The sequence below is a fragment of the Microbacterium sp. P5_B6 genome, assembly GCF_056400345.1.
This window is the reverse complement of the sequence record NZ_JBFULL010000001.1, coordinates 258,835-283,415: the sequence shown is the minus strand read 5'-3', so window position 1 is coordinate 283,415 and position 24,581 is coordinate 258,835. Positions and strand designations below refer to the sequence as shown.

Annotated in this window: 22 protein-coding genes; 8 read left to right on the top strand and 14 right to left on the bottom strand. The window is 70.3% G+C overall.

The features are described from left to right. Positions 1-3: 3 nt before the first annotated feature. Positions 4-447, bottom strand: a complete 444-nt coding sequence (locus AC1DP3_RS01195) for an Lrp/AsnC family transcriptional regulator (protein WP_477290452.1) — start codon at positions 445-447, stop codon at positions 4-6. 85 nt (positions 448-532) lie between these two features. On the opposite strand from AC1DP3_RS01195, the gene AC1DP3_RS01190 reads away from it, so the two are divergent. Then, positions 533-1,792, top strand: a complete 1,260-nt coding sequence (locus AC1DP3_RS01190) for a trans-sulfuration enzyme family protein (protein ID WP_477290450.1) — start codon at positions 533-535, stop codon at positions 1,790-1,792. Between the two features lie 113 nt (positions 1,793-1,905). On the opposite strand, the gene AC1DP3_RS01185 is transcribed toward AC1DP3_RS01190, so the two are convergent. From AC1DP3_RS01185 to AC1DP3_RS01175, 3 genes are all read right to left on the bottom strand, one after another. Then, positions 1,906-2,673 carry an aminoglycoside phosphotransferase family protein gene (locus AC1DP3_RS01185; protein WP_477290448.1) on the bottom strand — a complete coding sequence of 256 codons (768 nt, stop codon included), beginning with the start codon at positions 2,671-2,673 and terminating at the stop codon, positions 1,906-1,908. A gap of 78 nt (positions 2,674-2,751) precedes the next feature. Beyond that, positions 2,752-4,173, bottom strand: coding sequence for a Re/Si-specific NAD(P)(+) transhydrogenase subunit beta (gene pntB, locus AC1DP3_RS01180; RefSeq protein ID WP_477290446.1), 1,422 nt, complete (start codon positions 4,171-4,173; stop codon positions 2,752-2,754). After that, complete coding sequence (locus AC1DP3_RS01175) at positions 4,170-5,717, bottom strand: Re/Si-specific NAD(P)(+) transhydrogenase subunit alpha (RefSeq protein WP_477290444.1); 1,548 nt, start codon at positions 5,715-5,717, stop codon at positions 4,170-4,172. Before AC1DP3_RS01175 ends, pntB begins: the two co-directional genes overlap by 4 nt. A 175-nt stretch (positions 5,718-5,892) precedes the next feature. On the opposite strand from AC1DP3_RS01175, the gene pyrE reads away from it, so the two are divergent. Beyond that, on the top strand, positions 5,893-6,471 hold the full coding sequence (gene pyrE / locus AC1DP3_RS01170; protein ID WP_477290442.1) for an orotate phosphoribosyltransferase: 579 nt from the start codon (positions 5,893-5,895) through the stop codon (positions 6,469-6,471). 1,005 nt (positions 6,472-7,476) lie between these two features. Here the strand turns inward: pyrE and AC1DP3_RS01165 are convergent. The 3 genes from AC1DP3_RS01165 to AC1DP3_RS01155 all read right to left on the bottom strand — a co-directional run bounded on the left by AC1DP3_RS01165 (position 7,477) and on the right by AC1DP3_RS01155 (position 9,642). After that, complete coding sequence (locus tag AC1DP3_RS01165) at positions 7,477-7,659, bottom strand: hypothetical protein (protein ID WP_477290440.1); 183 nt, start codon at positions 7,657-7,659, stop codon at positions 7,477-7,479. A gap of 135 nt (positions 7,660-7,794) precedes the next feature. Beyond that, positions 7,795-8,367, bottom strand: coding sequence for a YdeI/OmpD-associated family protein (locus AC1DP3_RS01160; protein WP_477290438.1), 573 nt, complete (start codon positions 8,365-8,367; stop codon positions 7,795-7,797). 465 nt (positions 8,368-8,832) lie between these two features. Beyond that, positions 8,833-9,642 carry an HAD-IIA family hydrolase gene (locus AC1DP3_RS01155; RefSeq protein ID WP_477290436.1) on the bottom strand — a complete coding sequence of 270 codons (810 nt, stop codon included), beginning with the start codon at positions 9,640-9,642 and terminating at the stop codon, positions 8,833-8,835. A 42-nt stretch (positions 9,643-9,684) separates the two neighbouring features. On the opposite strand from AC1DP3_RS01155, the gene AC1DP3_RS01150 reads away from it, so the two are divergent. Next, positions 9,685-10,638: an SDR family NAD(P)-dependent oxidoreductase gene (locus AC1DP3_RS01150; protein ID WP_477290434.1), complete on the top strand. Its 954-nt coding sequence runs from the start codon at positions 9,685-9,687 to the stop codon at positions 10,636-10,638. Positions 10,639-10,981: 343 nt separating this feature from the next. On the opposite strand, the gene AC1DP3_RS01145 is transcribed toward AC1DP3_RS01150, so the two are convergent. Further along, complete coding sequence (locus tag AC1DP3_RS01145; RefSeq protein ID WP_477290432.1) at positions 10,982-11,620, bottom strand: metal-dependent transcriptional regulator; 639 nt, start codon at positions 11,618-11,620, stop codon at positions 10,982-10,984. Between the two features lie 37 nt (positions 11,621-11,657). After that, the gene (locus AC1DP3_RS01140) at positions 11,658-13,001 is read right to left on the bottom strand and encodes an Nramp family divalent metal transporter (protein WP_477290430.1); all 1,344 of its coding nucleotides are present in this window, start codon (positions 12,999-13,001) and stop codon (positions 11,658-11,660) included. A 113-nt stretch (positions 13,002-13,114) separates the two neighbouring features. Here AC1DP3_RS01140 and AC1DP3_RS01135 point away from each other — a divergent pair, with 113 nt between their 5' ends. Then, positions 13,115-13,750, top strand: a complete 636-nt coding sequence (locus tag AC1DP3_RS01135) for a TrmH family RNA methyltransferase (protein WP_477290428.1) — start codon at positions 13,115-13,117, stop codon at positions 13,748-13,750. Between the two features lie 130 nt (positions 13,751-13,880). Here AC1DP3_RS01135 and AC1DP3_RS01130 read toward each other — a convergent pair whose 3' ends face one another. Further along, complete coding sequence (locus tag AC1DP3_RS01130; RefSeq protein ID WP_477290426.1) at positions 13,881-15,200, bottom strand: MATE family efflux transporter; 1,320 nt, start codon at positions 15,198-15,200, stop codon at positions 13,881-13,883. A 226-nt stretch (positions 15,201-15,426) separates the two neighbouring features. Between AC1DP3_RS01130 and AC1DP3_RS01125 the strand changes: the two genes are divergently transcribed. Together AC1DP3_RS01125 and AC1DP3_RS01120 are read left to right on the top strand one after the other, a co-directional pair. Next, positions 15,427-17,391, top strand: coding sequence for a M13 family metallopeptidase (locus tag AC1DP3_RS01125; protein WP_477290424.1), 1,965 nt, complete (start codon positions 15,427-15,429; stop codon positions 17,389-17,391). Between the two features lie 152 nt (positions 17,392-17,543). Beyond that, a complete protein-coding gene (locus AC1DP3_RS01120) occupies positions 17,544-18,500 on the top strand; it encodes a serine hydrolase (RefSeq protein ID WP_477290422.1) in 957 nt (318 codons plus the stop codon). Positions 18,501-18,585: 85 nt separating this feature from the next. On the opposite strand, the gene AC1DP3_RS01115 is transcribed toward AC1DP3_RS01120, so the two are convergent. The 4 genes from AC1DP3_RS01115 to AC1DP3_RS01100 form a co-directional block, all read right to left on the bottom strand. Beyond that, positions 18,586-19,086 (bottom strand): hypothetical protein, encoded by a 501-nt coding sequence (locus tag AC1DP3_RS01115; RefSeq protein ID WP_477290420.1) that lies wholly within the window; start codon positions 19,084-19,086, stop codon positions 18,586-18,588. Between the two features lie 52 nt (positions 19,087-19,138). After that, a complete protein-coding gene (gene purU / locus AC1DP3_RS01110; RefSeq protein WP_477290418.1) occupies positions 19,139-20,011 on the bottom strand; it encodes a formyltetrahydrofolate deformylase in 873 nt (290 codons plus the stop codon). A gap of 55 nt (positions 20,012-20,066) precedes the next feature. After that, positions 20,067-21,251: a 4-hydroxybenzoate 3-monooxygenase gene (locus tag AC1DP3_RS01105; RefSeq protein WP_477290416.1), complete on the bottom strand. Its 1,185-nt coding sequence runs from the start codon at positions 21,249-21,251 to the stop codon at positions 20,067-20,069. A gap of 108 nt (positions 21,252-21,359) precedes the next feature. Continuing rightward, a complete protein-coding gene (locus AC1DP3_RS01100; RefSeq protein WP_477290414.1) occupies positions 21,360-22,118 on the bottom strand; it encodes an IclR family transcriptional regulator in 759 nt (252 codons plus the stop codon). A gap of 228 nt (positions 22,119-22,346) precedes the next feature. Here AC1DP3_RS01100 and AC1DP3_RS01095 point away from each other — a divergent pair, with 228 nt between their 5' ends. Both AC1DP3_RS01095 and AC1DP3_RS01090 read left to right on the top strand, forming a co-directional pair. Then, positions 22,347-23,369, top strand: a complete 1,023-nt coding sequence (locus tag AC1DP3_RS01095; protein WP_477290412.1) for an acyl-CoA thioesterase — start codon at positions 22,347-22,349, stop codon at positions 23,367-23,369. Between the two features lies 1 nt (position 23,370). Continuing rightward, positions 23,371-24,537, top strand: a complete 1,167-nt coding sequence (locus tag AC1DP3_RS01090; RefSeq protein WP_477290411.1) for a thiolase family protein — start codon at positions 23,371-23,373, stop codon at positions 24,535-24,537. The last annotated feature ends 44 nt before the right edge of the window (positions 24,538-24,581 follow it).

Genomic DNA, 24,581 nt, shown 5'->3' with positions numbered 1-24,581 from the left:
ACCTCAGCCGCGGTCGATGACGCGGGCGAGCGAGACCGAGGTCACCGTGTTGGCGACCCCCGGAAGAGCGGAGATCTGCTCCCAGATGGCGCCGACGCGGTCCATCGAATCGGCCACGATCGTCACGAGGAGATCGAATTCTCCCGAGAGGATGTCGCACCGGGTCACCTCCGGGATGCGCGTGAGCTCGGTGACGATGTCGCCGCCGCGCATGCGGTCCGCCCGGTAGACCATGACGATGGCCGTCACCCGGCGACCCGTCTCGGCGCCCCGTCGGAGGGTGTAGCCGTCGATCACGCCGTCGCGCTCCATGCGCTCCATGCGCTGCTTGACGGCGTTCCGGGACAGATGCACGCGTGCGGCGAGCGTCACTAGAGGAGTGCGGGCGTCGGCCGAGAGCTCCGCCAGGATCCGCTGGTCGATGTCATCGAGGTGCAGCCCGACCATTTCTTCTCCTTCGTGCATCAAAAGCACATTTGCGTGCTAATGTCACACGCAAGTATAGACACGGGATTACTGAGAGGGAAGATCGATGACTGCGCGGCCCGATCGCACGCTCCCCGAGACTCTCGGCGAGCTCAGCCTCTCCGTGCACGGCGGCAATGTGCTGGACAGCACGAATGCCCTGCGCACGCCGCTTGTGATGGCCAACTCGTACCAGCTGCCGGACGACCCCAGCGAGATCAGCTGGTCGGCCACCGCCCCCGGGCTCTACACGCGGAACACCGGCGTCAACCAGGCCGCGCTCGAGGCCAAGCTCGCAGCCCTGGACGGCGGCGAGGAGGCTGTCGCGCTCGCGAGCGGGGTGGCGGCGCTGCACGCCGTGTTCTTCACCCACGTCGCCGTCGGTGACCATGTGCTCGTGAGCGACGTCACCTACGAAGCCACCTGGCGGCTGTGGACGGAGCTGCTGCCCCGCCGGTACGGCATCGAGGCGACGTTCGTCGACGTCACGGATCTGGATGCTGTGCGAGCGGCCATCCGGGACGAGACGCGGCTGGTGTGCGTCGAGGCGATAGCGAACCCGACGACCAAGGTCGCCGACATCCGGGCACTCGCCGACATCGCCCATGAGGCGGGCGCACTGCTCATGGTCGACTCGACCTTCACGCCGCCGCCTCTGTACCGTCCGCTCGCCGATGGCGCGGATCTCGTCGTCCACTCCCTCACGAAGTACATCAACGGGCACGGCGACGCGATGGGCGGCGCGGTCATCGGATCCCACGCGCTGATCCAGCCGATCAAAGCCGACGCGATGGTGGACGTCGGGGGCGTCATCTCGCCCTTCAACGCGTGGCAGATCCAGCGCGGCTCCGTGACGCTTCCCCTGCGGCTGCGCCAGCACGTCGCCTCCGCGCAGGCAGTCGCCGAGATGCTCGAGGCCGACCCCCGGGTCGCGTTCGTGCAGTATCCGGGCCTGCCCAGCCACCCCGAGCACCTCCTCGCGACGCGGCAGTTCGGCGGGCGCGGCTGCGGGGGCATGATGGCGTTCGCCGTCGACGGCGACGCCGACACCCAGAACCGGTTCGTCGCCCGGCTGCGGCTGATCACCTCGGGCTTCTCCCTCGGTCACGACGACACCCTGATCGTGCACACGGGCACGGAAGGGCCGCGCGTGGCGTCCTATCCCGAGCCCTTCCGCCGCCTCGGTCACCTGCGCCTGTCCATCGGCATCGAAGACACCGCCGACCTCGTGGCAGACCTCTGCCAGGCCCTCGACGCCACGTTCCCACGATCCGCACGCCCTCAGGACGCGCTCGCGGATCAGCCGGGATCGCCGGCGAGGGTCTGACCGACACTCGGGTGGAGAGCTGAGCCGGGATCGCCGGCGGAGTCTGACGAGGCGGATCAGTCAGGCAGGGAGCGCAGCTCGGATCGCCGGCGGAGTCTGACGACGCGGATCGATCAGACGGGGAGCTCGGCCCGGATCGCCGGCAGCCGTTCGAGGAACACCTCGACACGGCCCAGGGTCCTGGCCGGTTCCCCGTTCCGCTGGAGCGACAGCATCCCGGGATCTCCCCGGTCGATGCCCTCGGCGATGCGATCCGAGGCCCGCGTCATCCGATCGGCCACAGCATCGAGGAGATCGCTGCCCCGGATCCCGCCGTACGCGCGCGCGACCAGCGCGACGCGGCGCGCGGCATCCGCCACCGGGGTCTCCCGGAAGAGCGGAACCCCCGTCCAGCACAGGAACGTCAGATCGTCGATGGGATGCCCCGGCCCGGCCTGGTCCCAGTCGATGAGGCCGACGAACGCGTCGCCGTCGACGATCCAGTTGTAGGTGCCCGGATCGTTGTGGCAGATGACCTGGCCCGGTGCGAGGTCGGCCGTCGTCTGGCGCCAGACGCGTGGACCGTCGGGCGGGAATCCCTCCACGGCGTCATGGAACCGCCGCAGCCACGCCGCGCCGCTCGCGAGCAGCTCGTCCGAGGGCTCTTCCTCGTCGGGGGCGAGCGACCGGCCGGCCAGGAAGCTCAGCATCTCGGCACCGTCCGAGTCGATGCCCACCACCTCGGGCACACCGTCGAGCCCCGTCTGCCGGAGGTGGCGCAGCAGTTCGTGCACCGCGCTCGTCCACGGGCCGGTGGGCCGGTGGACGATGCGCCCGAACACCGGGTCCTTCTCGTACCAGACTCCGCCGGACCCGCCGGGAAGGTGGACTCGTCCGCTCATTCTTTCGACGCTATCGCCCGTTCACCAGCCGCCGACGCCGGGGCGGGTTCCCGCCGTCGATGGTCACGTGCCGTTCACCTACAGTTCGCGCAGGATGTCTTCCACCCGCTCCTTCGCGTCGCCGAAGAGCATGGCGGTGTTCTCGCGGAAGAACAGCGGGTTCTGCACTCCGGCATAGCCCGACGCCATCGAGCGCTTGAAGACCACGACGTTCTCGGCATCCCACACCCGAAGCACCGGCATGCCCGCGATCGGGCTCGTCGGATCCTCGGCCGCCGCTGGATTGACGGTGTCGTTCGCGCCGATGACGAGCACCACCGACGTGTCGGCGAAGTCGTCGTTCACCTCGTCCATCTCTAGCACGATGTCGTACGGCACCTTCGCCTCGGCGAGGAGGACGTTCATGTGGCCGGGCAGGCGTCCCGCGACGGGATGGATGCCGAACTGCACGTCGACGCCGCGCTCCCGCAGCCGCGCGGCGAGCTCGGCCACGGGGTACTGCGCCTGGGCCACGGCCATGCCGTACCCGGGCGTGATGACGACTCGGGATGCCGCTGCCAGCAGCTCCGCCACACCCTGCGGATCGATCTCACGGTGCTCGCCGACCGTCTCGTCCGACGACCGCGGCGCCTCGATGCCGAAGCCGCCGGCGATCACCGAGATGAACGACCGGTTCATCGCCTTGCACATGATGTAGCTCAGGTACGCACCCGATGAGCCGACCAGCGCGCCCGTGATGATGAGCAGATCGTTATTCAGGAGGAAGCCCGCCGCCGCGGCCGCCCAGCCCGAGTAGCTGTTGAGCATCGACACGACGACGGGCATGTCGCCGCCGCCGATCGACGCGACGAGGTGCCAGCCGAGCAGCAGCGCGAGGATCGTCACGGCGACGAGCAGCCACAGGTCGGGAGTGATGACGTACCAGACCGTCAGCGCGACGAACGCGACGAGGGCGCCGATGTTGAGCGCGTTCTTGCCCGGCAGCATGAGGGGCTTGGACGACATGCGCCCCGACAGCTTGAGGAACGCCACGATCGATCCGGTGAAGGTCACCGCACCGATGAAGACCCCGATGAAGACTTCGGCGTGGTGGATGTCGGCGAGGGCTCCCTCGAGCCCCGTCTCGTAGAGCGCGCCGTTCCACCCCACCAGGACCGCGGCGAGTCCGACGAACGAGTGCAGGAGCGCGATGAGCTCCGGCATCCCGGTCATCTCGACGACCCTGGCGCGCCAGAGGCCGATCGTGCCGCCGATGAGGATCGCGACGACCAGCAGTCCGATGCCGACCAGCGCGGCCTGCGTGGTCGCTGCGTCGGCCGACGTGTCGAATGCGGCCTGCGCGGTGACCCAGGCCGTCGCGATGAGTGCGATCGTCATGCCGGCGATGCCGTAGCGGACGCCGGATCGCGCCGTCTCGTGCTTGCTGAGCCCCTGCAGGCTCAGGATGAACAGCAGCGCGGCGACGAGGTAGGCGCCGGTGGCGACGGATGCCGGGGTCACCGGTCGCCGCCCTTCGAGAACATCGCGAGCATTCGCCGGGTCACCGAGAAGCCTCCGAAGATGTTGACGCTGGCGAGCAGCACCGCGATGGCGGCGAGGATCTGCACGGTGACGTCCGGCACGGTGATCTGCACCATCGCGCCGACGATGATGATGCCCGAGATCGCGTTGGTGACGCTCATGAGCGGCGTGTGGAGGGCGTGGTGCACGTGCCCGATGACGTAGAAGCCGACGACGACGGCGAGAATCAGCACGGTGAGGTGCTGAGGGAGCGGGGCCGGCGCGATCGCGCCGAGCCCGAAGAGCACCGCGATTCCGAGCGTGATCAGCCCGGTGCGGGTGCGCGGCGACATGCCCGTCTTCTTCGGCGACGCCGCCGGGACGGATGCCGGGGCCGGCGCGGCGACCGGTGCCGCAGACACCGCGACCGGCGGCGGTGGCCAGGTTGACTCGCCGTCGCGGACGACGGTGATCGAGCGCTGGACGACGTCGTCGAAGTCCAGGACGAGCTCGCCGTCCTTGCCGGGGGTCAGGAGCTTGATCAGGTTGAGCAGGTTCGTGCCGTACAGCTGGGACGCCTGCGTCGGGAGGCGCCCGGCGAGGTCGGTGTAGCCGAGGATCACGACGCCGTTGGCCGTCACGACCCGCTCGCCCGCCACGGACCCCTCGACGTTGCCGCCCTGGCCGGCGGCCATGTCGACGATGACGCTGCCGGCTCGCATGGCCGCGACATCCGCGGCCGTGAAGAGCCTCGGTGCCGGGCGGCCGGGGATGAGCGCCGTCGTGATGACGATGTCGACATCGCGGGCCTGCGCGGAGTACAGGGCGGCGGCCGCGCGGTCGTACGCCTCGCTGGTGGCCTTCGCGTAGCCGTCGGTCGACTGCATCTGCTCGTCGACCTCGACCGGAAGATACTGGCCGCCGATCGAGCGCACCTGATCGGCCACCTCGGGACGCGGGTCGGTCGCGCGCACGATCGCACCGAGGCTCGACGCGGCGCCGATCGCGGCGAGTCCCGCCACTCCCGCGCCGGCGACGAGCACCTTGGCGGGAGGCACCTTGCCGGCAGCGGTCACCTGACCGGTGAAGAAGCGACCGAACTCGTGCGCCGCTTCGATGACCGCGCGGTAGCCCGAGATGTTCGCCATCGAGCTCAGGACATCCATCGACTGGGCACGCGAGATGCGCGGCACCGCGTCGAGCGCGAGTGCCGTGATGCCGCGGGTCGCCAGGCTGTCGCGCACGTCGGGGCGCAGGGAAGGGCTCAGCAGGCCGATCAGCGTCGCGCCGTCGGCGAGAAGCCCGACCTCGGCGGGAGTCGGCGCATCGACTTTGAGCACGACATCCGCTCGCCACGCCTCTTCGCGGTCGACGATCCTCGCCCCGGCACGTTCGAAGTCCGCGTCGGGGAAGGCGGATGCGGCTCCCGCGCCGCGCTCCACGACCACCTCGTATCCGAGTCCGAGGAGCTTCTCGGTCGTCACGGGGGTCGCGGAGACCCTCGTCTCGCCGGCCTGCTCGGCTACTACGCCGATGCGCGTCATTCGGTACTCCTGTGCTCGAGGCTGCCGCACGCACCCGAACCGCGCGTGGCGTGCCGATTGGCATTCTCTCGGATGCCGCGAAGGCTGAGGGGACTTTCGCGTCGGACGGGTGAGAAAGTTCGGCAGAACTTTCCGCTGCGGTGTGGTCTGCCGGTGCCTCCGTAGACTCGTGGACATGACCGCCGCCTCGTCGCCCGAGCTCGAAGCCGACCGCCAGAGCCTCATCGCCCTCATCAAGGATGAGGCCGTCTTCCACGGAGACTTCACGCTCTCCAGCGGCAAGAAGGCGTCGTACTACGTCGACATGCGCAAGCTCACGCTCGACCACCGCGCCGCTCCGGCGATCGGCCGCATCGTGCTGGATCTCATCGCCGAGGTCGACGGGGTCGTCGCCGTCGGCGGTCTGACCCTCGGCGCCGACCCGATCGCCAACGCCGTCATGCACGAGTCCGCGCGCACCGATCACCCCCTCGACGCCTTCGTGGTGCGCAAGGAGCCCAAGGACCACGGTCGGGGACGCCAGATCGAGGGGGCGGATGTCGCAGGCAGGCGTGTCGTCGTCGTCGAAGACACCTCGACCACGGGCCAGTCCGCGCTCAAGGCCGTCGAGGCCCTGCGCAGGGAAGGCGCCGAGCCCGTGGCGGTCGCCGTGATCGTCGATCGCAAGACGGGCGCGCAGGCGGCCGTCGAGGCGGCCGGTCTGCAGTGGCTCGCCGCCATCGATCTCGACGACCTGGGCCTCGCTCCGCAGTAGGCGCGGCGCTTCCCGGAGGGGTAGTCGGGGGCTTTCGGAGGGATTGTCCCCGTTCGGAGGACGGATGCCGCGTCCGGCCCCTCCGATCCACCACAACTCCTCCCGAACCCGGCAGTCCGTTGGCAGCGGGGAGGCACGGCGGTCCTGGCGTAGCGCGGGGGCGCGGCGGCTTGCGGAGGGATTGTCCCCGTTCGGAGGACGGATGCCGCGTCCGGCCCCTCCGATCGGCCACAACTCCTCCGGAGCGCGGCAATCCGTTGGCAGCGGGGAGGCACGGCGGTCCTGGCGTAGCGCGGGGGCGCGGCGGCTTGCGGAGGGATTGTCCCCGTTCGGAGGACGGATGCCGCGTCCCGCCCCTCCGATCCGCCCCGACTCCTCCCGAACCCGGCGGTCCCGCGGCAGCGAGGGGGCTCGGGGGCTCCCGGGGGCTCCTGGGGCTTGGGGACGGCGAGGGGGCCGCTGGCTCCCGGGGGCTTTCGGAGGGATTGTCTACGTTTGGAGGACGGATGCCGCGGCCGGGGCCTCCGATCCGCCACGACTCCTCCCGAACCCGGCGGTCCCGCGGCAGCGAGGGGACTCGGGGGCTCCCGGGGGCTCCGGGGGCTCGGGGAGGGATTGTCCCCGTTCGGAGGACGGATGCCGCGGCCGGGGCCTCCGATCCGCCACGACTCCTCCCGAACCCGGCGGTCCCGCGGCAGCGAGGGGGCTCGGGGGCTCCCGGGGGCTCCGGGGGCTCGGGGAGGGATTGTCCCCGTTCGGAGGACGGATGCCGAGGCCCGCCCCTCCGATCCGCCACGACTCCTCCGGAGCCGGCAGTCCGGGGGCGGCGTGGGGGCCGGGGGCTACCGCGGCCCCCGGGGCTTTCGGAGGGATTGTCCCCGTTCGGAGGATGGATGCCGAGGCCCGCCCCTCCGATCCGCCACAACTCCTCCCGAACCCCTCAGCCGGCGCGCCACAACTCCTCCCGAACCCCGCAGCCGGCGCGGCAGCGAGGGAGCTTGCGGGTCAGCCGCGGAAGAACGTCTGCGACGCGAGAGCGAGCAGGACGCCGGCGAGGATGAGCACGATGATCGCGATGCGGGTGCCTCCCGTGCCGGCGCCGTCGACCCCGAACTTCTTGTTGCGCTGCCAGAGGATGGTGGCCGCGACGAGGCAGCCGAGCGCGAGGAGGATGACGGCTAACGACATATCCCGATCGTAGGGGCCGGCGTCACTCGTCCTTGTCGCGGCGGTTCATGCGGATGTACGCGGCCACCCAGACGATGAGGGTGCCCGTCAGGATGACGATGCTGACCCCGTAGAGGAGCGCCTGCTCGGCCGGCATCAGGGGCGCTTCCCGCCAGCGGCATCGCCGACGATCTTCGCGATGCGTGCCGCCCGCGTCTCAGCGCGCCGCGCGGCGTCGACCACGGAGATGCCCAGCTTGCGCGACGACGGCGGAAACGCGTCCCAGTTCGCGCGAGCGGCGGCATCCTGGTTCAGCGCGGCCGCGAGGTCGTCGGGCTCGATGCCGGCCTCGGCGTTGTCGAGGATCGTCCACGAGCCGTTCGCCTTCGCCGCCGCGACGGCCCGGATGCCGGCGGGCGCCATGAGCCCGGCTGCCTCCAGCTCGATCAGCCGCGCCTTGTTGGTGGCGGCCCACCCGCTCGATGCCCGGCGCGGCGAGAACCATAGTCCGCCCGTCGTCTCGTCGAAGGTCCGGACCGGGCCGTCGATCCAGCCGAAGCAGAGCGCGTGACGGATCGCGTCCTCGTAGTCGACGAGCTCCAGACCCGAGCCCGGCCGGGGGCGCACGAGCCAGGCGCCCTTCGAGCGCGAGTGGTGCGTCTCGAGCCAGGCGCGCCAGGTGGCGGCATCCGGTGCGAAGACCTTCTCACCGTCATCGAGAGCACCCATCCCGCGACGATACCGCGCCTTCCAGACACCGGATCGGCTCGGGTTGCGGGCGATCTCCCGACGTGGCCCGTCAGTCGGTCTTCGTGCCACCGTGCATGTCCCACTTCGACCGCCTGGGGCACCCCCATCCGGTCGGAATCGGGACATTGTGGTGTGGACGGGGGCAGATCACGCGGGGCAGACCCGGCAGGACGGATGCCGGGCGGAAGGATGCCGGGCCGAAGAATGCCGGGGGGATGGATGCCGGCGGGATGGGTGCCCGGCGGACGGATGCCGGTCGGAATCGGGACATTGTGGTGTGGACGGGGGCAGATCACCCGGGGCAGACCCGGGCCGATGGATGCCGGGCGGACGGATGCCGGTCGGAATCGGGACATTGTGGTGTGGACGGGGGCAGATCACGCGGGGCAGACCGGGGCCGACGGATTCCGGGGGGACGGATGCCGGGCGGACGGATGCCGCGGCTCAGAGCCCGTCGGGATCTTCGGACTCGATCGGCTCGTCCGAGACGAGGTCGGCGACGGAGTCGAGGATCTCGTCGGGGCGGAACGGGTAGCGCTCGATCTCGGCCGGGTCGCTGATGCCGGTGAGGACGAGGATGGTGTGCAGGCCCGCTTCGATGCCGGCGACCACGTCGGTGTCCATGCGGTCGCCGATCATGCCGGTGTTCTCGGAGTGGGCGCCGATGCGGTTCATCGCCGAGCGGAACATCATCGGGTTGGGCTTGCCGACGACGTAGGGCTCTTTGCCGGTCGCCTTCGAGATCAGCGCGGCGAAGGACCCCGTCGCGGGAACGACTCCGTGGGGAGTGGGGCCCGTCGAGTCGGGGTTGGTGATGATGAACCGCGCCCCCGCGTTGATGAAGCGGATCGCCTTGGTGATCGCCTCGAACGAGTACTGCCGGGTCTCGCCGACCACGACGTAGTCGGGCTGCGTCTCGGTCATGATGTAGCCGGCCTCGTGCATCGCCGTCGTGAGGCCGGCCTCGCCGATCACGAACGCCGTGCCACCGGGCAGCTGCGACCGGAGGAAGTCCGCTGTCGCGAGTGCGGACGTCCAGATGCGCTCCTCGGGCACGTCCAGGCCCGACAGCTGCAGCCGGGCGCTGAGGTCGCGGGGCGTGAAGATCGGGTTGTTCGTCAGCACGAGGAACGGGGTGCCGGTGTCTCGCCACTGGGCGAGCAGCTCTGCCGCTCCCGGGATCGGACGATTCTCATGGACGAGCACGCCGTCCATGTCGGTCAGCCAGCACTCGATGTCGGCGCGCGTCCGCATGGGGCCAGCCTATCCGGGCCTGTGGAGACGTAATGTCGGAGGGTGGCGAGCGCACACTGGGACCCCGAGCGACTTCCCGACCTGCACGGGCGCGCGTACCTCGTGACGGGATCGAACGCGGGCCTGGGCTTCTTCTCGGTCGAGCAGCTGTCCGGCGCCGGGGCGCACGTCATCATGACCGGGCGCAATCCCAATCGGCTCGGGGCCGCACGCGCCGCGCTCATGACTCGGAACCCGGATGCCTCGGTCGAGACGCTCCTCCTCGACACGAGCAACCTCGGCTCGGTGCGAGCGGCCGCGGCGACCGCGCGCATGCGCGGACCCCTCGACGGGGTGCTGCTCAATGCCGGGATCGTGCATCCGCCCAAGGAGCGCGAGCGCACCCAGGACGGCAACGAGCTCGTGTTCGCGACGAACGCGCTCGGCCATTACGCGCTCGCCGGAGAACTGCTGTCGACGCTGGCGGCGGCATCCGGTCGCCTCGTCTGGCTCGGAAGCATGTCGACGACGATCAGCCCGTACGACCCCATCGACCCGCAGCTCGTCGACGGGTACACCCCGTGGCGGGCGTACGTGCAGTCCAAGATCGCGACGAGCGTGCTGGGGTTCGAGGCCGACCGGCGGCTGCGGGCGGCGGGGGTTCCGGTCTCGAGCGTCGTCGCGCATCCGGGCTACTCCACCAGCGGACGGACGACGGGGATCCGCGGGGTCAACGAGCCGTCCCGCACGACCCGGTTCGTCGACAACCTCCAGGCGGCGTTCACCCAGTCGAAAGAGCATGGCGCCTGGCCGCTCGTGCGCGCGCTCGTCGATCCGGTGGTCGAGGGCGGCTCGTTCGTCGGGCCGCGCTTCGGCACGCGCGGCGCGCCGCGCGTCGTGAAGCCCTCTCGCGTCGTGCGCAGCGCCGAGATCGCCGAGCGCATCTGGATGGTGTGCGAGCAGACGACGCGGATGCCATGGCCGTTCGAGAAGGCGGCGAAGATCCGCAGACGCTGAGGGTGCGTCTGCGTGCCCGCCTCGTGTACGTGCCCCAGGCGTCCGCGTGCCCGCGGAGTGTGCACAACGGCGGGGATTATGGGGGACACGCCGTGCGGCTCGCCGCGCGTCGGGCAGATTCCCCGCGGTTGCGTACAGGTGCGCGGGTCAGGCGCTGAGCCACACCGCGTCTGCGCGGGTCAGGCGCTGAGGCTGCGTCTGCATGACCCCGGCGTGTGCACAACAGCGGGGATGGTGCGCGACACGCCGTGCGGCTCGCGGCGCGTGGGGCAGATTCCCCGCAGTTGCGCACGCGACTCCCGTCGGCGAGGTCAGGCGCTGAGCCACACCGCGTCGGCCGGAATCAGGCGCTGAGCCACACCGCGTCCGCCACGCCCTGCGGCAGTGCGAACGGCGACGCTCCATCCACGGCGACGGTGCCGGCATCCGTCACCACGACCGTGCGGCCCACCTCGACACCCACCTCCACCAGGGTGCGCAGGATCGACGCGTCGCGGTCACTCACGCGCAGCACCCGTCCGGAGTGCCCGGCATGGGCGGTGGCGAGCAGCACGAACGGCTCGCGCTGCACGCGCCCGGCGGCATCCGGAATCGCATCGCCGTGGGGATCGTGCGTCGGCCTGCCCAATCGCTCGTCGATGCGCTCGAGCAGCCGGTCGCTGATGGCGTGCTCGAGGATCTCGGCCTCATCGTGCACTTCGTCCCAGCCGTAGCCGAACTCGCGCACAAGCCAGGTCTCGATCAGGCGGTGCCGCCGGATGATCGCCGCCGCACGGTGCGCGCCCTCGTCGGTGAGCGCCACCGGGCCGTACGGGCGGTGCGTCACGAGGCCCTGGGCCGCGAGCTTCTGCACCATCTCGGTCACACTCGAGGGGGCGAGCCCGAGCTCGGCGGCCAGCTGCGACGGGGTGATGCGATCGTCCTGCCACTCAGTGTGGTGGTAGATCGTCTTCAGGTAATCGTCGATGGCGGGGGACGGCACGGTCACAGGCTACTCGGGCGGGATGGGGCAGCCGGTCTCAGGCGCCGGTGAAGATGAGCCACAGCAGCGTCGCGTTCAGCGCGATCAGGAAGACGGATGCCGCCACTCCGGCGGCCGTCGTCAGCGCGCGGCTGCGGAACTCGCCGAGCAGCTCTCGCTTGGCGGTGAGGGCCACGAGCGGGATCAGCGCGAAGGGGATGCCGAACGAGAGGACGACCTGGCTGAGGACCAGCGCGAGCGTGGGGTCCAAGCCGATCGCGAGGATGATGAGCGCCGGGATGAGCGTCACCAGCCGGCGGGCCAGGAGCGGCACGCGGATGTGCAGCAGGCCGTGCATGATCTCAGCGCCCGCGTAGGCGCCGACCGACGTGGAAGCCAGCCCGCTGGCGAGCAGGCCCACGGCGAAGAGGGTGGCGACGGCCGGTCCCAGCCCCGCATAGAGGGCCTCATAGGCGCCCTCGAGGGAGTTGGTGCCAGGAACCCCGGCGAGGTTGGCGGCCGCGAGGAGCAGGATGCACAGATTGACGGTGCCGGCGATGGCCATGGCGATCGACACGTCCCACTTCGTGGCCCGCAGCAGACGGCTCGTCGAGATGCCTCGGAGCTCTTCGAGACCCGTCCGGGCTGCGGCATCCGTCATCCCGTGGCGACGGGGTCCCAGACCTTCTCCGGCGGGCGCGAAGCGGTCTCGGGCGAGGGCGCTGTGCGCGTAGATCGCGTGGGGCATGATGGTCGCGCCGAGGATGGATGCCGCCAGCAGCACCGAACCGCTGTCCTCGAACCGGGGGACGAGGCCTGCGACCACCCCGGCGGCATCGGGCGGCGCGATGATGACGCCGTACGTGAAGCCGATCGCGATGATCGCGAGCAGGCCGATGACGACGAACTCGAACGTGCGGGGACCGCGCTTGGACTGGACGAGCAGCAGCACGATCGACACGCTGCCGGTGATGACGCCGCCCACCAGCAGCGGAAGATCGAAGAGCAGGTTGAGGGCGACGGCGCCGCCGATCACCTCGGCGATATCGGTCGCCATTGCGACGAGCTCCGCCTGCAGCCAGTACGCACGCCGCGCCCACTTGTTGCGGATGCGGCCACCCAGCGTCTCGGGCAGGCTCCGCCCCGTCACGATCCCGAGCTTCGCCGACAGGTACTGGATGAGCCACGCCATCACGTTGCCGAGGACCACGACCCACACGAGCAGGTAGCCGTACATCGCGCCGGCCGTCATGTTGCTGGCGACGTTGCCCGGGTCGAGGTAGGCCACGCCCGCGACGAGGGCGGGTCCGATCAGCCACGCGACGCGCGGCAGAGTCGCCCGCCGCGCGGGCAGTGCGGCGCGCGCGGTCGGGACTCCCCGCTCCGTCGCAGATTTCGGCATACCGAAAAGCTACCTCGGGACCGCACCAGAGGGAAGGGTGGGTGCGCCACCCCATTCGGCGTCTGAGGGTTGCCCGATGCGGGCGGAGGTTCCGGGGAACGTACTCTGGGCCGGTGACCCACGAGCACGAACCTGCAGAGCCGACCCTCTCGCACGGGGTCGGCCCATGGCCCGGCGGCTCGGCGGAGTGGCCCGACGACCCGCGCTACGACCGGGAGCTGCTCGCCCACGGCGACAGGCGGAACGTCGTGGACGAGTTCCGCTACTGGGCGATGGAGGCCATCGTCGCCGAGCTCGACGGCCGCCGCCACGGCTTCCACGTGGCGATCGAGAACTGGCAGCACGACATGAACATCGGCTCGATCGTGCGCAGCGCCAACGCCTTCCTGGCTGCCGAGGTGCACATCATCGGCCGTCGCCGCTGGAACCGCCGCGGCGCGATGGTGACCGACCGCTATCAGCACGTGCGTCACCATGAGAGCGTCGCGGCGTTCGCAGAGTGGGCGGCTGCGGCATCCCTCCCCATCCTCGCGATCGACAATGTGGCGGGCTCTGTGCCCGTCGACCAGGCGGAGATCCCGGAGCGCTGCGTCCTGCTGTTCGGGCAGGAAGGACCTGGACTCTCACCCGAGGCGCTGGGCGCGGCATCCGGGGTCATCGAGATCACCCAGTACGGGTCGACCCGCTCGATCAACGCCAGCGCGGCGGGCGCCGTCGTCATGTACGAGTGGTGCCGCCGCTGGGCGTAGCTCCGACCCATCTGCAAACCGATACATCTCGCTCGAACCGACACGCCTTGCGCGCGGCGCCGCATATCGGCTCGTGCGGGACGTAGCGGCTCGACGCGGGATCGGGACGGGCGGGCGAGAGGGGGAAGCGCTACGCGCCCGCGGTCATCCAGTCCGCGCCGCGCACGCGGAGGCCCAGGGTGGCGAGCCGCGCGAGCATGTAGACGCCGAAGAAGGCGACGGCCAGCCAGGCGAGACCTGCCGCGCCGGCCGGCTGCAGGGCTCCGATGAGGATCAGCGCCGGCACGAACGGCACCAGGTTGAGGACGCCCGCGATTGCCAGGTACTTCGAGTCGCCGGCGCCGATGAGCACGCCGTCGAGCACGAACACGACTCCGCAGAGGGGCTGGGTGATGGCGAGCACGAGCAGCGCCGGCTGCACGAGCGCCGCGATGTCGGGATCGCCGGTGAAAACGAGTCCGATGACCCCCGACAGCGCCCCGATGACAGCGCCAACGATGATCCCGAACCACGCGCCCCACGCGACGGTGCGGCCGAGCACGCGGTGCACCAGCGGCTGGTCTTCAGCGCCCAGTCCCTTGCCGATGAGGGCCTGCGCGGCGATCGCGAGCGCGTCGAGCGCGAACGCCGCCGTGGAGAAGATGGTGAACGCGACCTGCCAGCCGGCGAGCTCTTCGGTGCCCAGCGTTGTTGCGACGGCGACGGTGGCGAGCAGCGCAATGCGCAGCGAGACCGTGCGGAGGAACAGCCAGCCTCCCGAGCGCGCCGATCCGCGAACCCCCTCGCTTTGAGGGCGGACGGATGCCTCATGCCGGCGCGCGAGCCGCCCGATGACGGCGACATATGCGGCCACCATTCCCCACTGCGCGACGACGGTGCCGGCGGCGGACCCGGCGATGCCCCAGCCGAGGCCGTAGATGAACGCCCAGTTGAGCAGCGCGTTCACCCCGAAGCCGACGCCCGCGATCCACAGCGGCGTCACGGTGTCCTGCATGCCGCGCAGGAGCCCCGTGGCCGCGAAGACGACGAGCATCGCCGGCAGGCCCCACATCGAGATGCCGAGGTAGATCTCGGCCTGGGCCGCGACCTCGGGCGTCGCCCCGAACAGTCCGACGAGGAAGGGCGTCGCGAGGAATCCGACGAGCGCAAGGATCGCCCCGAGCCCCAGCGCCAGCCACATCCCGTCGATACCCGCCGACACGGCCTTGGACGGGTCGCCCGCTCCGAACCGCCGCGCGACGGCCGGCGTCGTGGAGTAGGCGAGGAAGACCATGAGCCCCACGATCGTCTGGAGCACGGCCGAGGCGATCCCGAGTCCGGCGAGCGGCTCGATGCCCAGGTGCCCGACGAGCGCGGCGTCGACGATGAGGAACAGCGGCTCGGCGATGAGCGCGCCCAGGGCCGGGACGGCGAGCCGCAGGATGTCGCGGTTCAGCGTGTCGACGGCCATTCCACGAGCCTACGGGCGAGCGCGGGCGCGGCATCCGCTCCCTTCTCGTCATCGTGGAGCGCCGCACCCGGCGCTCCTCGAACGTCGGGCCGATGCACCGGATTCGGACCGCCATGCCGCAACCGGTCTGAATCCGGTGGAATCGTCCGAATACGGTGATCTCCAGGAGCCGGCTGAGGGCCTGGAGCGGCCCTGCACTGTCGGGGTGAGCGCATATCCTGGACGCATGACCGAGACTTCCCGATCCGGTCTCCGGCTCGATGAACTGAGCCCCGAGATCCGACCGCAGGACGACCTCTTCCGCCACGTCAACGGCGCGTGGCTGGAGCGGACCGAGATCCCCGAAGACAAGGCGCGGTGGGGCTCCTTCCACCTCATCGCCGAGCAGGCCGAGAAGGACGTCCGCGCGATCGTCGAAGAGTCGCAGGGCGCCGAGCCCGGCACCGAGTCGCGCAAGATCGGCGACCTCTACACGAGCTTCATGGACACCGACCGGATCAACGCGCTCGGCGCCGGGCCGCTCACCGACCGCCTCGCCCGAATCGACGCGATCTCGTCGGTCCCCGAACTGCTGCGGACGGCCGGGGAGTTCGAGCGCGACGGGCTGGGCGGCATGTTCACGCTCTACGTCGAGCCCGACCCCGGCGGCCCGACCAGATACCTGCCGTTCCTGGTGCAGGGTGGGCTGTCGCTGCCCGACGAGTCGTACTACCGGCTCGAGAACTTCGGCGAGACGCGCATCGTCTTCCGATCGCACATCGAGCGGATGCTGGAGCTTGCCGGTGTCGCCGGGGCGGCGGCATCCGCTGATCGCATCACCGCACTCGAGACCGAGCTCGCCTCGCATCACTGGGACAACGTCCGCAGCCGCGATGCGGTCGCGACCTACAACCTGAAGTCGTGGAGCGAGGTGCGCGAGCTCGTCGGCGTCGACCTGCAGCCGTGGCTCGACGGTGCCGCGCCCCACCACGCCGACGCCTTCTCCGAGGTCGTGGTGTATCAGCCGAGCTTCCTCGCGGGCCTCGGGACGCTCCTGGTCGAGGAGCGGCTCGAAGACTGGAAGGCGTGGCTGCGGTTCCAGATCGTGCACTCGGCCGCTCCGTTCCTGACCGAGGCGTTCGTCGCCGAGAACTTCGCGTTCTACGGCACGCAGCTGACCGGCGTGCCCGTCATCCGCGAGCGCTGGAAGCGCGCCGTCGGCCTCGCCGAGGCCGCAATGGGCGAGGCGATCGGCAAGGTCTACGTCGAGCGTCACTACCCGCCGGCGGCGAAAGAGGCGATGGACGAGCTCGTCGCCAACCTCATCGAGGCGTACCGGCAGTCGATCGCCGAGCTGGAGTGGATGAGCCCCGAGACCCGCGAGCGGGCCCTCGCGAAGCTCGACGCCTTCACCCCGAAGATCGGCTACCCGATCAAGTGGAAGGACTACTCGGGCCTCGAGATCGACGCCACCGACCTCGTCGGCAACGTCGCCCGATCGCACGTGCTCGAGCACGAGCGCCAGCTCGACAAGATCGGCCAGCCGATCGACCGCGACGAGTGGTACATGACGCCCCAGACGGTGAACGCGTACTACAACCCGCTCATGAACGAGATCGTGTTCCCCGCGGCGATCCTGCAGTACCCCTTCTTCGAGGCCGACCGCGATGCCGCGGCGAACTACGGCGGGATCGGCGCGGTCATCGGCCACGAGATCGGCCACGGGTTCGACGACCAGGGGAGCCGCTTCGACGGCGACGGATCGCTGCGCGACTGGTGGACCGATGCCGATCGCACTGCTTTCGAGGAGCGCACATCGGTGCTCATCGAGCAGTACAACGGGCTTACGCCGCAGGGCCTGGCTGACGAGTACAGGGTGAACGGCGCCCTCACGATCGGCGAGAACATCGGCGACCTCGGAGGACTCGGCATCGCGCTCAAGGCGTACGAGCTGTCGCTCTCGGGCGACGAGTCTCCGGTCATCGATGGTTTCACGGGGGTTCAGCGCCTCCTGCTGAGCTGGTCGCAGATCTGGCAGCAGAAGGGGCGGGATGCCGAGACCATCCGCCTGCTGACGATCGACCCGCATTCGCCCAACGAGTTCCGGTGCAATCAGATCGTGCGCAACATCGACGCGTTCTACGAGGCGTTCGGTGTGAGGGAGTCCGACGCGCTCTGGCTTCCTGAAGACCAACGCGTCACCATCTGGTGACACACTGAGTACGTCGCCCGGGTACCCGGCCCGGCGACGTGCCAGGACGAGCGGTTCCCGCAGCAGGAACGCAAGACGAGGATCGTCGCGTTCTCCGCGCCTCCCGGCGCAGCCTTTCATCGCACCCGAGCCCCCCGAAAGGAACAGCCCTCGTGGGCACGCCTCCTGAGCCGACCGATACGGCGGGCTCCCCTCTCCAGGAACCTTCTGATTACGCTGCAGAGCCGCTCCGCACATCGAGACGCGGCGGGCGACGGCTCCCCCGGCGGGCCGCCGTCGGCCGCCGGTCGTTCACGTCGACGCTCAAGTCGCTCGATGAACTCGCCGGCTACGGCGCCCGGATCTCGGTGCGGGTCAACGACCTCGATCGCGGCACCACAGTGCTCTCGGGCGACGACTTCGTCACGCTCCCGGTCGCGGGGCTCGGCGTCGTGCCCCTGCTCATCGAGGTCGCCGCGCGGTTCGAGGACGAGACGCTCGACCCGTACGAGATCATCGAGCGCACATCGGTCGAGCCCGTGTCGGTCGGCGGCGTGTGGCGGCACCTCAAGGCACCCGCCCTCCCGCTCTGCGACCTCGCGGTGCTCACGGCGGCCACGGGCGACGCGATCGCCGCGAACACGCTCATCGCCCGCGTCGGCCTCGAGGCGGTGCGAGCACGCATCGAACAGCTCGGGATGTCGCGCGCGGCCCTGCTCGACAGCTTCCGCGATCAGCGCGGCCCCGATGACGCGCCGCACTTCGCGCTGGGCTCCGCTCGGGAGCTCGCCGAGGTCTTCGCCGCCCTTGTCAACGCGCAGGCGGTCTCTCCGGGTGTCAGCGCTCAGGTCGCCGAATGGCTGAGCTTCAATCACGACCTCTCGCTCGTGGCGGCGGCCACAGGCCTCGATCCGTTCGCGCACGAGAACGACGAGCACGGACTGCTCTTCATCAACAAGACCGGCCGGGATGCCGGCATCCGTGTCGAAGCGGGGGTGATCGCGGGTCCGCGCGCGGGCGTCTCGTACGCGCTGATCGTGTGCTTCGACGACCTCTCGATCTCGCATCGGCTGCGGGTGCACGATGCCTTCCGCACGCTCGGGGTCGAGCTGATGGAGTACGTGTTCTGAGGAGCTAGGCCCCGGTGGAGGTGCGGGGGCTGCCGGGCTGCCGATGCCGCGGGTGGGATCACGCTCTCGGCGCTCGAGCGGAGCCTCATCGGGTGGCGCCCGTGCACGACGACCACGATGTCATCGTGAGCTCGTGCCCGGCATCCGTCGCTCCTGTCCGCACCGTGACAAGCGACAGGTCTGACCTTCGGAGCGTGATGATCGACCCATTCGCCTGTCCGTGCACCCTGACGTGCCAGCCGTCTTGCGGACTGAATCGCTCCCGGAGCAGAGTCGGCCAGCCCGGCAGGTCGAACGTGTCGGCGAGGACGATGACGCGACGCAGCTGCACGGCGGCGGCGCTGTCATCCGTCGGGCACACCACCTCGTCCGCCGTCTGAGCGTCGGAGACGACGAGCTCGGCGGGCAGCGTCTGAAAGACGGCCTCGACGGCTGCAATCACCTCGTCGCGCGCGTTCTCGACCGTCTGGGGCTTCGTCAGAGGAAGGAGGAACCAGGCGATGGGAACGCAGAGGAGAAGCGCGACACAACAGGCGATGAGGACGATCGTCCCCTTCGCAAACCGGCGCCGGCGAGGGCTGGCCATGCCTCAGGGTACGCCCGTGCCGGGGCGCGATCCATGGCCCCCCAGCCGGTCGTCAGAAGACGATCGTGTGACTGCCGTGGCGGATGACGCGGTCCTGCGCGTGCCACAGCACCGCGCGGGACAGCACGGCGCGCTCGACGTCGGCGCCGTGGCGCTGGAGGTCGGCGGCCGAGTCGGCGTGGGTGACCCGGACGACATCCTGCTCGATGATCGGGCCCTCGTCGAGGTCTTCGGTGACGTAGTGCGAGGTCGCTCCGATGAGCTTCACTCCGCGATCCTTCGCCTTGCGATAGGGGGCGGCGCCGACGAATGCGGGCAGGAACGAGTGGTGGATGTTGATCACGGGCACGCCGATCGCGGCGAGGAAATCGCCCGACAGGATCTGCATGTACCGAGCGAGCACCACGAAGTCGACGTTGCCCTTGAGCAGCTCGACGATCTTGGCCTCGGCTGCCGACTTGTCGACGCCCTGGGAGGGCACGTGGAAGAACGGCACGCCGAAGGAGCGGACATCCTCCGCGGTGTTCGTGTGGTTGGACACCACCATCGGGATCGTCACGGGGAGGTCACCCCGGCGGTGACGCCACAGCAGGTCGAGGAGGCAGTGGTCGGACGTCGACGCGAGGATCGCCATCCGTTTGGGGATCGACTGGTCGGTGACCCGCCACTCCATCTTGTAGGGCGCCAGGGTCTCGGCGAGGTCGGCCTCGATCTCGGGGAGCGCGGCGGTCAGGTTGCTGCGGTGGAAGACGACCCGCTGGAAGAAGCTGCCGCCGGCGGGGTCGTCCGAATACTGATCGAGCGAAACGATGTTGCCCTGGTTGCGGGTCACGAGGGCGGTGACCGCCGCGACGAGGCCGGGCTGATCCGGCCCGTGGACGATGAGGCAGGCGTGATCGCGGTGCGTCTCGGTGTGCAGTGTCACGTCGAAAGTCTAGGAGGGCGCCCCGGCAGGGCCGGTATCCGGTGACCGGAGCCGCTCAGGCGAGGCCTTCCAGCGGCCAGCCCGTGTACGCCTCGGCGAGGTAGCGGCGACCCGCCTCGGACTCGACGACCGAGCGCAGTTCGCCGAGCTGACGGAGCCGGTCGAAGTCCGAGGCATCCGGGGCCACGTGCAGCATGCTCGTCATCCACCAGGAGAAGTGCTGGGCCTTCCAGATGCGGTGCAGCGCCTTCTCGGGGAACGCCTCGAGCGGGCGCTCGTCGTTCTCGAGCAGCAGAGCGCGGAGCGCCTTCTCGAGGATGACCACGTCGGCGACAGCCAGATTCATGCCCTTCGCGCCGGTCGGGGGCACCGTGTGCGCGGCATCCCCGATCAACGCGACCCGACCTTTGAGCAGCTCGTGCGCGACGAAGCTCCGGAAGCGCAGCACGTCGCGCTGGAAGATCGGGCCCTCTTTCAGCGTCGTGCCGGGCACGCGCTTCTGCAGCTCGTCCCACAGCTGCGCCTCGCTGAACGAGGTCGGGTCGACGGCAGGGTCGCACTGGAAGTACATGCGCTGCACGGTGGCGCTGCGCTGGCTGATGAGCGCGAAGCCGTCGGGGGAGTTGCTGTAGATGAGCTCGTCGGCGCTCGGCGGCGCCTCGCAGAGCACGCCGAACCACGCGAACGGGTACTCGCGGAAGTAGCCGTTGCGCGATCCGGAGACCGCCGCGCGGGCAACGCTGCGCGAGCCGTCGGCGCCCACGACGAACTCGGCCTCGATGATAAGGGGCTGCCCGTCGGCGTCGATCGCGAGGACGGTCGGACGCTCGGTCTCGACTCCCTCGACGCGCTGTGCGGTGACGCCGAAGCGGAGGTCCTGCCCCGCCGCCAGCCGCGCCTTGATGAGGTCTTTCAGCGCCTCGTGCTGCGGATAGAGGTAGACGCCGCGGCCGACGAGAGCCGCGAAGTCGATGCGATGACCTTCGCCCGAGAACCGCAGCTCGATGCCCTCATGCCGGTTGCCCGCACTCAGCACGCGATCGGAGGCACCGGACGACGAGAGCACGTCGACGGTGCCCTCTTCGAGGATGCCGGCGCGGATCGTCGTCTCGATCTCTTCGCGGGACCGCTGGTCGATGACGACCGACTCGATGCCGGCGATGCCGAGCAGGTGCGAGAGCAGGAGGCCGGCGGGTCCCGCGCCGATGATGGCGACACGGGTGCGGACGGTGGAGGTCATGGCGTCTCCTTCGACGGTGGAGCGGGTGCTCGAGTCCAGTGTGGATGCGCCGAGGAGCGGGTATCCCGGGTGTTCCCAATCAATGGGACGCGGTTGTCGCAGGAAGAGTCAGCGCCCGGGAGTGCCGGTGAGGGCGGTGCGGATGCCGCGCGCGGCGCCCAGCAGCTCGGTGATCGCCAGCTCCGGTGCCGCCTCGCGAGGGAGGATGACCGAGAGGGCCGCCACCACCCCGCCTGTCTCATCGCGCACCGGTACGGCGACGCCGGTGGAGACGGCCTCGACCGAGCCCGGTGAGACCACGAAGCCGGACCGGCGGATCCCGGCGAGCGTGCGGCGGAGGGTCGCGGCATCCGTCACAGTCTCCTCAGAGAGAGCAGCGAGAGGTGTTGAGAGCACCCGTTCCTGGAGCTCGGGCTGGGCGTACGCGAGCAGCACCAGTCCCGATGACGACGCGTGCAGGGGGAGCCGCCCCGCGATACGGGTGATATTGGCGCCGGCATCCGGGTGCGAGAGCCGCTCGAGAAAGAGCGCGGTCTCCTGCTCGAGCACCGCGAGCTGGGTGTGCTCGCGCACGCGCGCCTGGATGCGCTCCATGAACGGGAGCGCCGCCTGCCGCAGGCGCAGGGCTCGCGAACCGCGGAGGGCCAGCTCCCACAGGCGCATTCCGAGGCGGACGCTCCGCTCGTCGTCTCGCTCGAGGAGCCCCTCGCGCACGAGTTCGTCCACGAGCCGGTGCGCGGTAGACGAGGGCAGGTGCGCGCGCCGGCCGATCTCGGCGGCGGTCTGCACGGTGCGGTCGTCTGCGAACGTCTCGAGCACGCGCACGATGCGCTGCGTCATCGAGTCGCCCGACGGCGAGTTGGCCATGCGCCCAGCTTGGCACTGCGGCCGTGTGGACTCGGAAGCCACCGCTGCCGCGCCGGACGGAGATTGCTCAGGCTGAGCGGTGGGTGTGAGCGCTGAGCCGGTCGGAATCGGCAGCTCGTCCTGAGCAGCTTCCGCAAGATCGGGGATTCCTTCCTCCCGGACAAGCGTGACACCCGCGCCCGGCGCCTGGCCCTGTCGGCCCCGCGCACCCGGTTCTAGGCTGGCGCCGTGACGACCACGACCACGCCCCCGACTCCGACCGCGGTGCGAGCCCCGGCGCGCGACGACCGCATCACGATGCGGTTCATGACGACGCCCGCCGACACCGCCGCGGGGGGCCGGTCGATCGCGGCGGGCAGCGTCATGGAGTGGATCGACAAGGCCGGCTATGCGTGCGCCGTCGGCTGGTCGGGGGCGTACTGCGTCACCGCGTACGTCGGCAACGTGCGCCATCGCCGCCCCATCGCGCCGGGCAGCCTCATCGAGGTGCGGGCGCGGCTCGTGCACACCGGGCGCACGAGCATGCATGTCGTCGTGACGGTCTCATCCGCCGAAGTGTCGTCGCGCGTGTACACCCCGGCGACGACCTGCATCCTGATCTTCGTCGCCAAGGGCGAGGACGGGCGTCCGACCGACGTCCCGGCGTGGGAGCCGGCATCCCGCTCCGATCACAAGCTGGCGACCGCGGCGCTCGACCGCATCCCGACCCGCACCGAGATCAAGCAGCTCATGCTCGGCGAGGACTACGGTGCGCCGACCGAGGCGCCGAACGTGACCCTGCGGTTCCTGGTGCCGCCGGGCGTCGTCAACTGGGGCGGCAAGGCGCACGGCGGAACCGTCATGCGGTGGATCGATGAGGCGGCCTACGCGTGCGCGGCCGCCTGGGCGAGGGACGGGGATGCCGCGAGCGATGCCGTGGCCGTCTACTCGGGCGGCATCCACTTCTTCGCGCCCGTCCGGATCGGCGACCTCGTCGAGGTCGAGGCGCGGATCGTGTACACGAGCGCGCACAGCATGCACCTCAGCATCCGGGTCTCGTCGGCCGACCCTCGGACGCCGCGCGATCTGACCCTGACGACGCAATGCATGAGTGTCTTCGTGGTGCCCGGCGTGGACGGCGTCGCCCGCCCGGTGCCGCACTGGCAGCCGTCGACGCCCGAGGACGTGCGGCTGCACGAGCACGCCCGAGAGATCATCCACCTGCGCGAGGGGATCGTGCCGATCCCGGCGTCGCTGACGCTCGAACCCTGACATGACCGCTTCGTTCATCTACGACGCCGTGCGCACCCCCTTCGGCAGGGCCGGCGGTGCGCTCTCGGGCGTTCGGCCCGACGACCTCGCCGCCGTTGTGATGAGGGCCGCGGTCGAGCGCACCGGCCTCGATCCGGCCCTGATCGACGAGGTCGTGTTCGGCGACGCCAACCAGGCAGGCGAGGACAACCGCAACGTCGCGCGCTTGGGTGCGCTGCTCGCGGGCTTCCCGTCGTCGGTGCCGGGGGTCACCGTCAACCGGCTCTGCGGATCGTCCGTCGAAGCCGTCATCCAGGCCGCGCGGGCGATCGAGACGGGGGATGCCGGGCTCGTCCTCGCCGGCGGCGTCGAGTCGATGAGCCGCGCGCCGTTCGTCGTCGAGAAGTCGCCCAAGCCGTGGCCCGCCGGCAACCAGACGATGTGGAACACCTCGATCGGGTGGCGGATGGTGAATCCCGCGCTGCGGGCGGACTGGACGATCTCCAACGGCGAGTCCGCCGAGAAGCTGGCGACGATCTACGGCATCTCGCGCGAGGAGCAGGACGGGTTCGCACTCCGCAGCCACCGGCTCGCCGCGGAAGCCTGGGCGGCCGGAAGGTACGACGGCGAGATCGTGCAGGTCGAGGGCTTCGAGCTGGCGCGGGATGAGGGCATCCGCGATGACACGACCCTCGAGAAGCTCGGCCAGCTGCGTGCCCTGTTCGCGCGGGACGGCACCGTCACGGCCGGGAATGCCTCATCGATCAACGACGGCGCCTCGGCCGTCCTTCTCGGTGGGGAGGGAGCGCTGGATGCCGAGCCCCTCGCGCGCATCGCGGGCCGGGGTGTGTTCGGCAACGACCCGGACGTGTTCGGGGTGGCGCCGGTCGAGGCCGCGAACCGCGCGCTCGCGCGTGCGGGCCGGACGTGGGCCGAGGTCGACTTTGTCGAGCTCAACGAGGCCTTCGCGTCGCAGAGCCTCGCGTGCATGAAGCTGTGGCCCGAGCTCGACCCCGAGAAGGTCAACGTCCACGGCGGTGCGATCGCGATCGGCCACCCCCTCGGCGCATCCGGCGGACGCATCATCGGACATGCGGCCCACGAGCTGAAGCGGCGCGGCGGCGGAGTGGCGGTCGCCGCCATCTGCATCGGGGTCGGTCAGGGACTGGCGGTCGTGCTCGAGCGGTGAGCCGGCACCGTCCTTCGCGGCGAACCGATACATCCCTGACGAGC

Excerpts from the sequence above, each read along its gene's own strand:
- AC1DP3_RS01195 (WP_477290452.1), bottom strand. The coding sequence starts at position 447 with ATGGTCGGGCTGCACCTCGATGACATCGACCAGCGGATCCTGGCGGAG.
- AC1DP3_RS01190 (WP_477290450.1), top strand. The coding sequence starts at position 533 with ATGACTGCGCGGCCCGATCGCACGCTCCCCGAGACTCTCGGCGAGCTC.
- AC1DP3_RS01185 (WP_477290448.1), bottom strand. The coding sequence starts at position 2,673 with ATGAGCGGACGAGTCCACCTTCCCGGCGGGTCCGGCGGAGTCTGGTAC.
- AC1DP3_RS01175 (WP_477290444.1), bottom strand. The coding sequence starts at position 5,717 with ATGACGCGCATCGGCGTAGTAGCCGAGCAGGCCGGCGAGACGAGGGTC.
- pyrE (WP_477290442.1), top strand. The coding sequence starts at position 5,893 with ATGACCGCCGCCTCGTCGCCCGAGCTCGAAGCCGACCGCCAGAGCCTC.
- AC1DP3_RS01165 (WP_477290440.1), bottom strand. The coding sequence starts at position 7,659 with ATGTCGTTAGCCGTCATCCTCCTCGCGCTCGGCTGCCTCGTCGCGGCC.
- AC1DP3_RS01160 (WP_477290438.1), bottom strand. The coding sequence starts at position 8,367 with ATGGGTGCTCTCGATGACGGTGAGAAGGTCTTCGCACCGGATGCCGCC.
- AC1DP3_RS01155 (WP_477290436.1), bottom strand. The coding sequence starts at position 9,642 with ATGCGGACGCGCGCCGACATCGAGTGCTGGCTGACCGACATGGACGGC.
- AC1DP3_RS01140 (WP_477290430.1), bottom strand. The coding sequence starts at position 13,001 with ATGCCGAAATCTGCGACGGAGCGGGGAGTCCCGACCGCGCGCGCCGCA.
- AC1DP3_RS01130 (WP_477290426.1), bottom strand. The coding sequence starts at position 15,200 with ATGGCCGTCGACACGCTGAACCGCGACATCCTGCGGCTCGCCGTCCCG.
- AC1DP3_RS01125 (WP_477290424.1), top strand. The coding sequence starts at position 15,427 with ATGACCGAGACTTCCCGATCCGGTCTCCGGCTCGATGAACTGAGCCCC.
- AC1DP3_RS01115 (WP_477290420.1), bottom strand. The coding sequence starts at position 19,086 with ATGGCCAGCCCTCGCCGGCGCCGGTTTGCGAAGGGGACGATCGTCCTC.
- AC1DP3_RS01105 (WP_477290416.1), bottom strand. The coding sequence starts at position 21,251 with ATGACCTCCACCGTCCGCACCCGTGTCGCCATCATCGGCGCGGGACCC.
- AC1DP3_RS01100 (WP_477290414.1), bottom strand. The coding sequence starts at position 22,118 with ATGGCCAACTCGCCGTCGGGCGACTCGATGACGCAGCGCATCGTGCGC.
- AC1DP3_RS01090 (WP_477290411.1), top strand. The coding sequence starts at position 23,371 with ATGACCGCTTCGTTCATCTACGACGCCGTGCGCACCCCCTTCGGCAGG.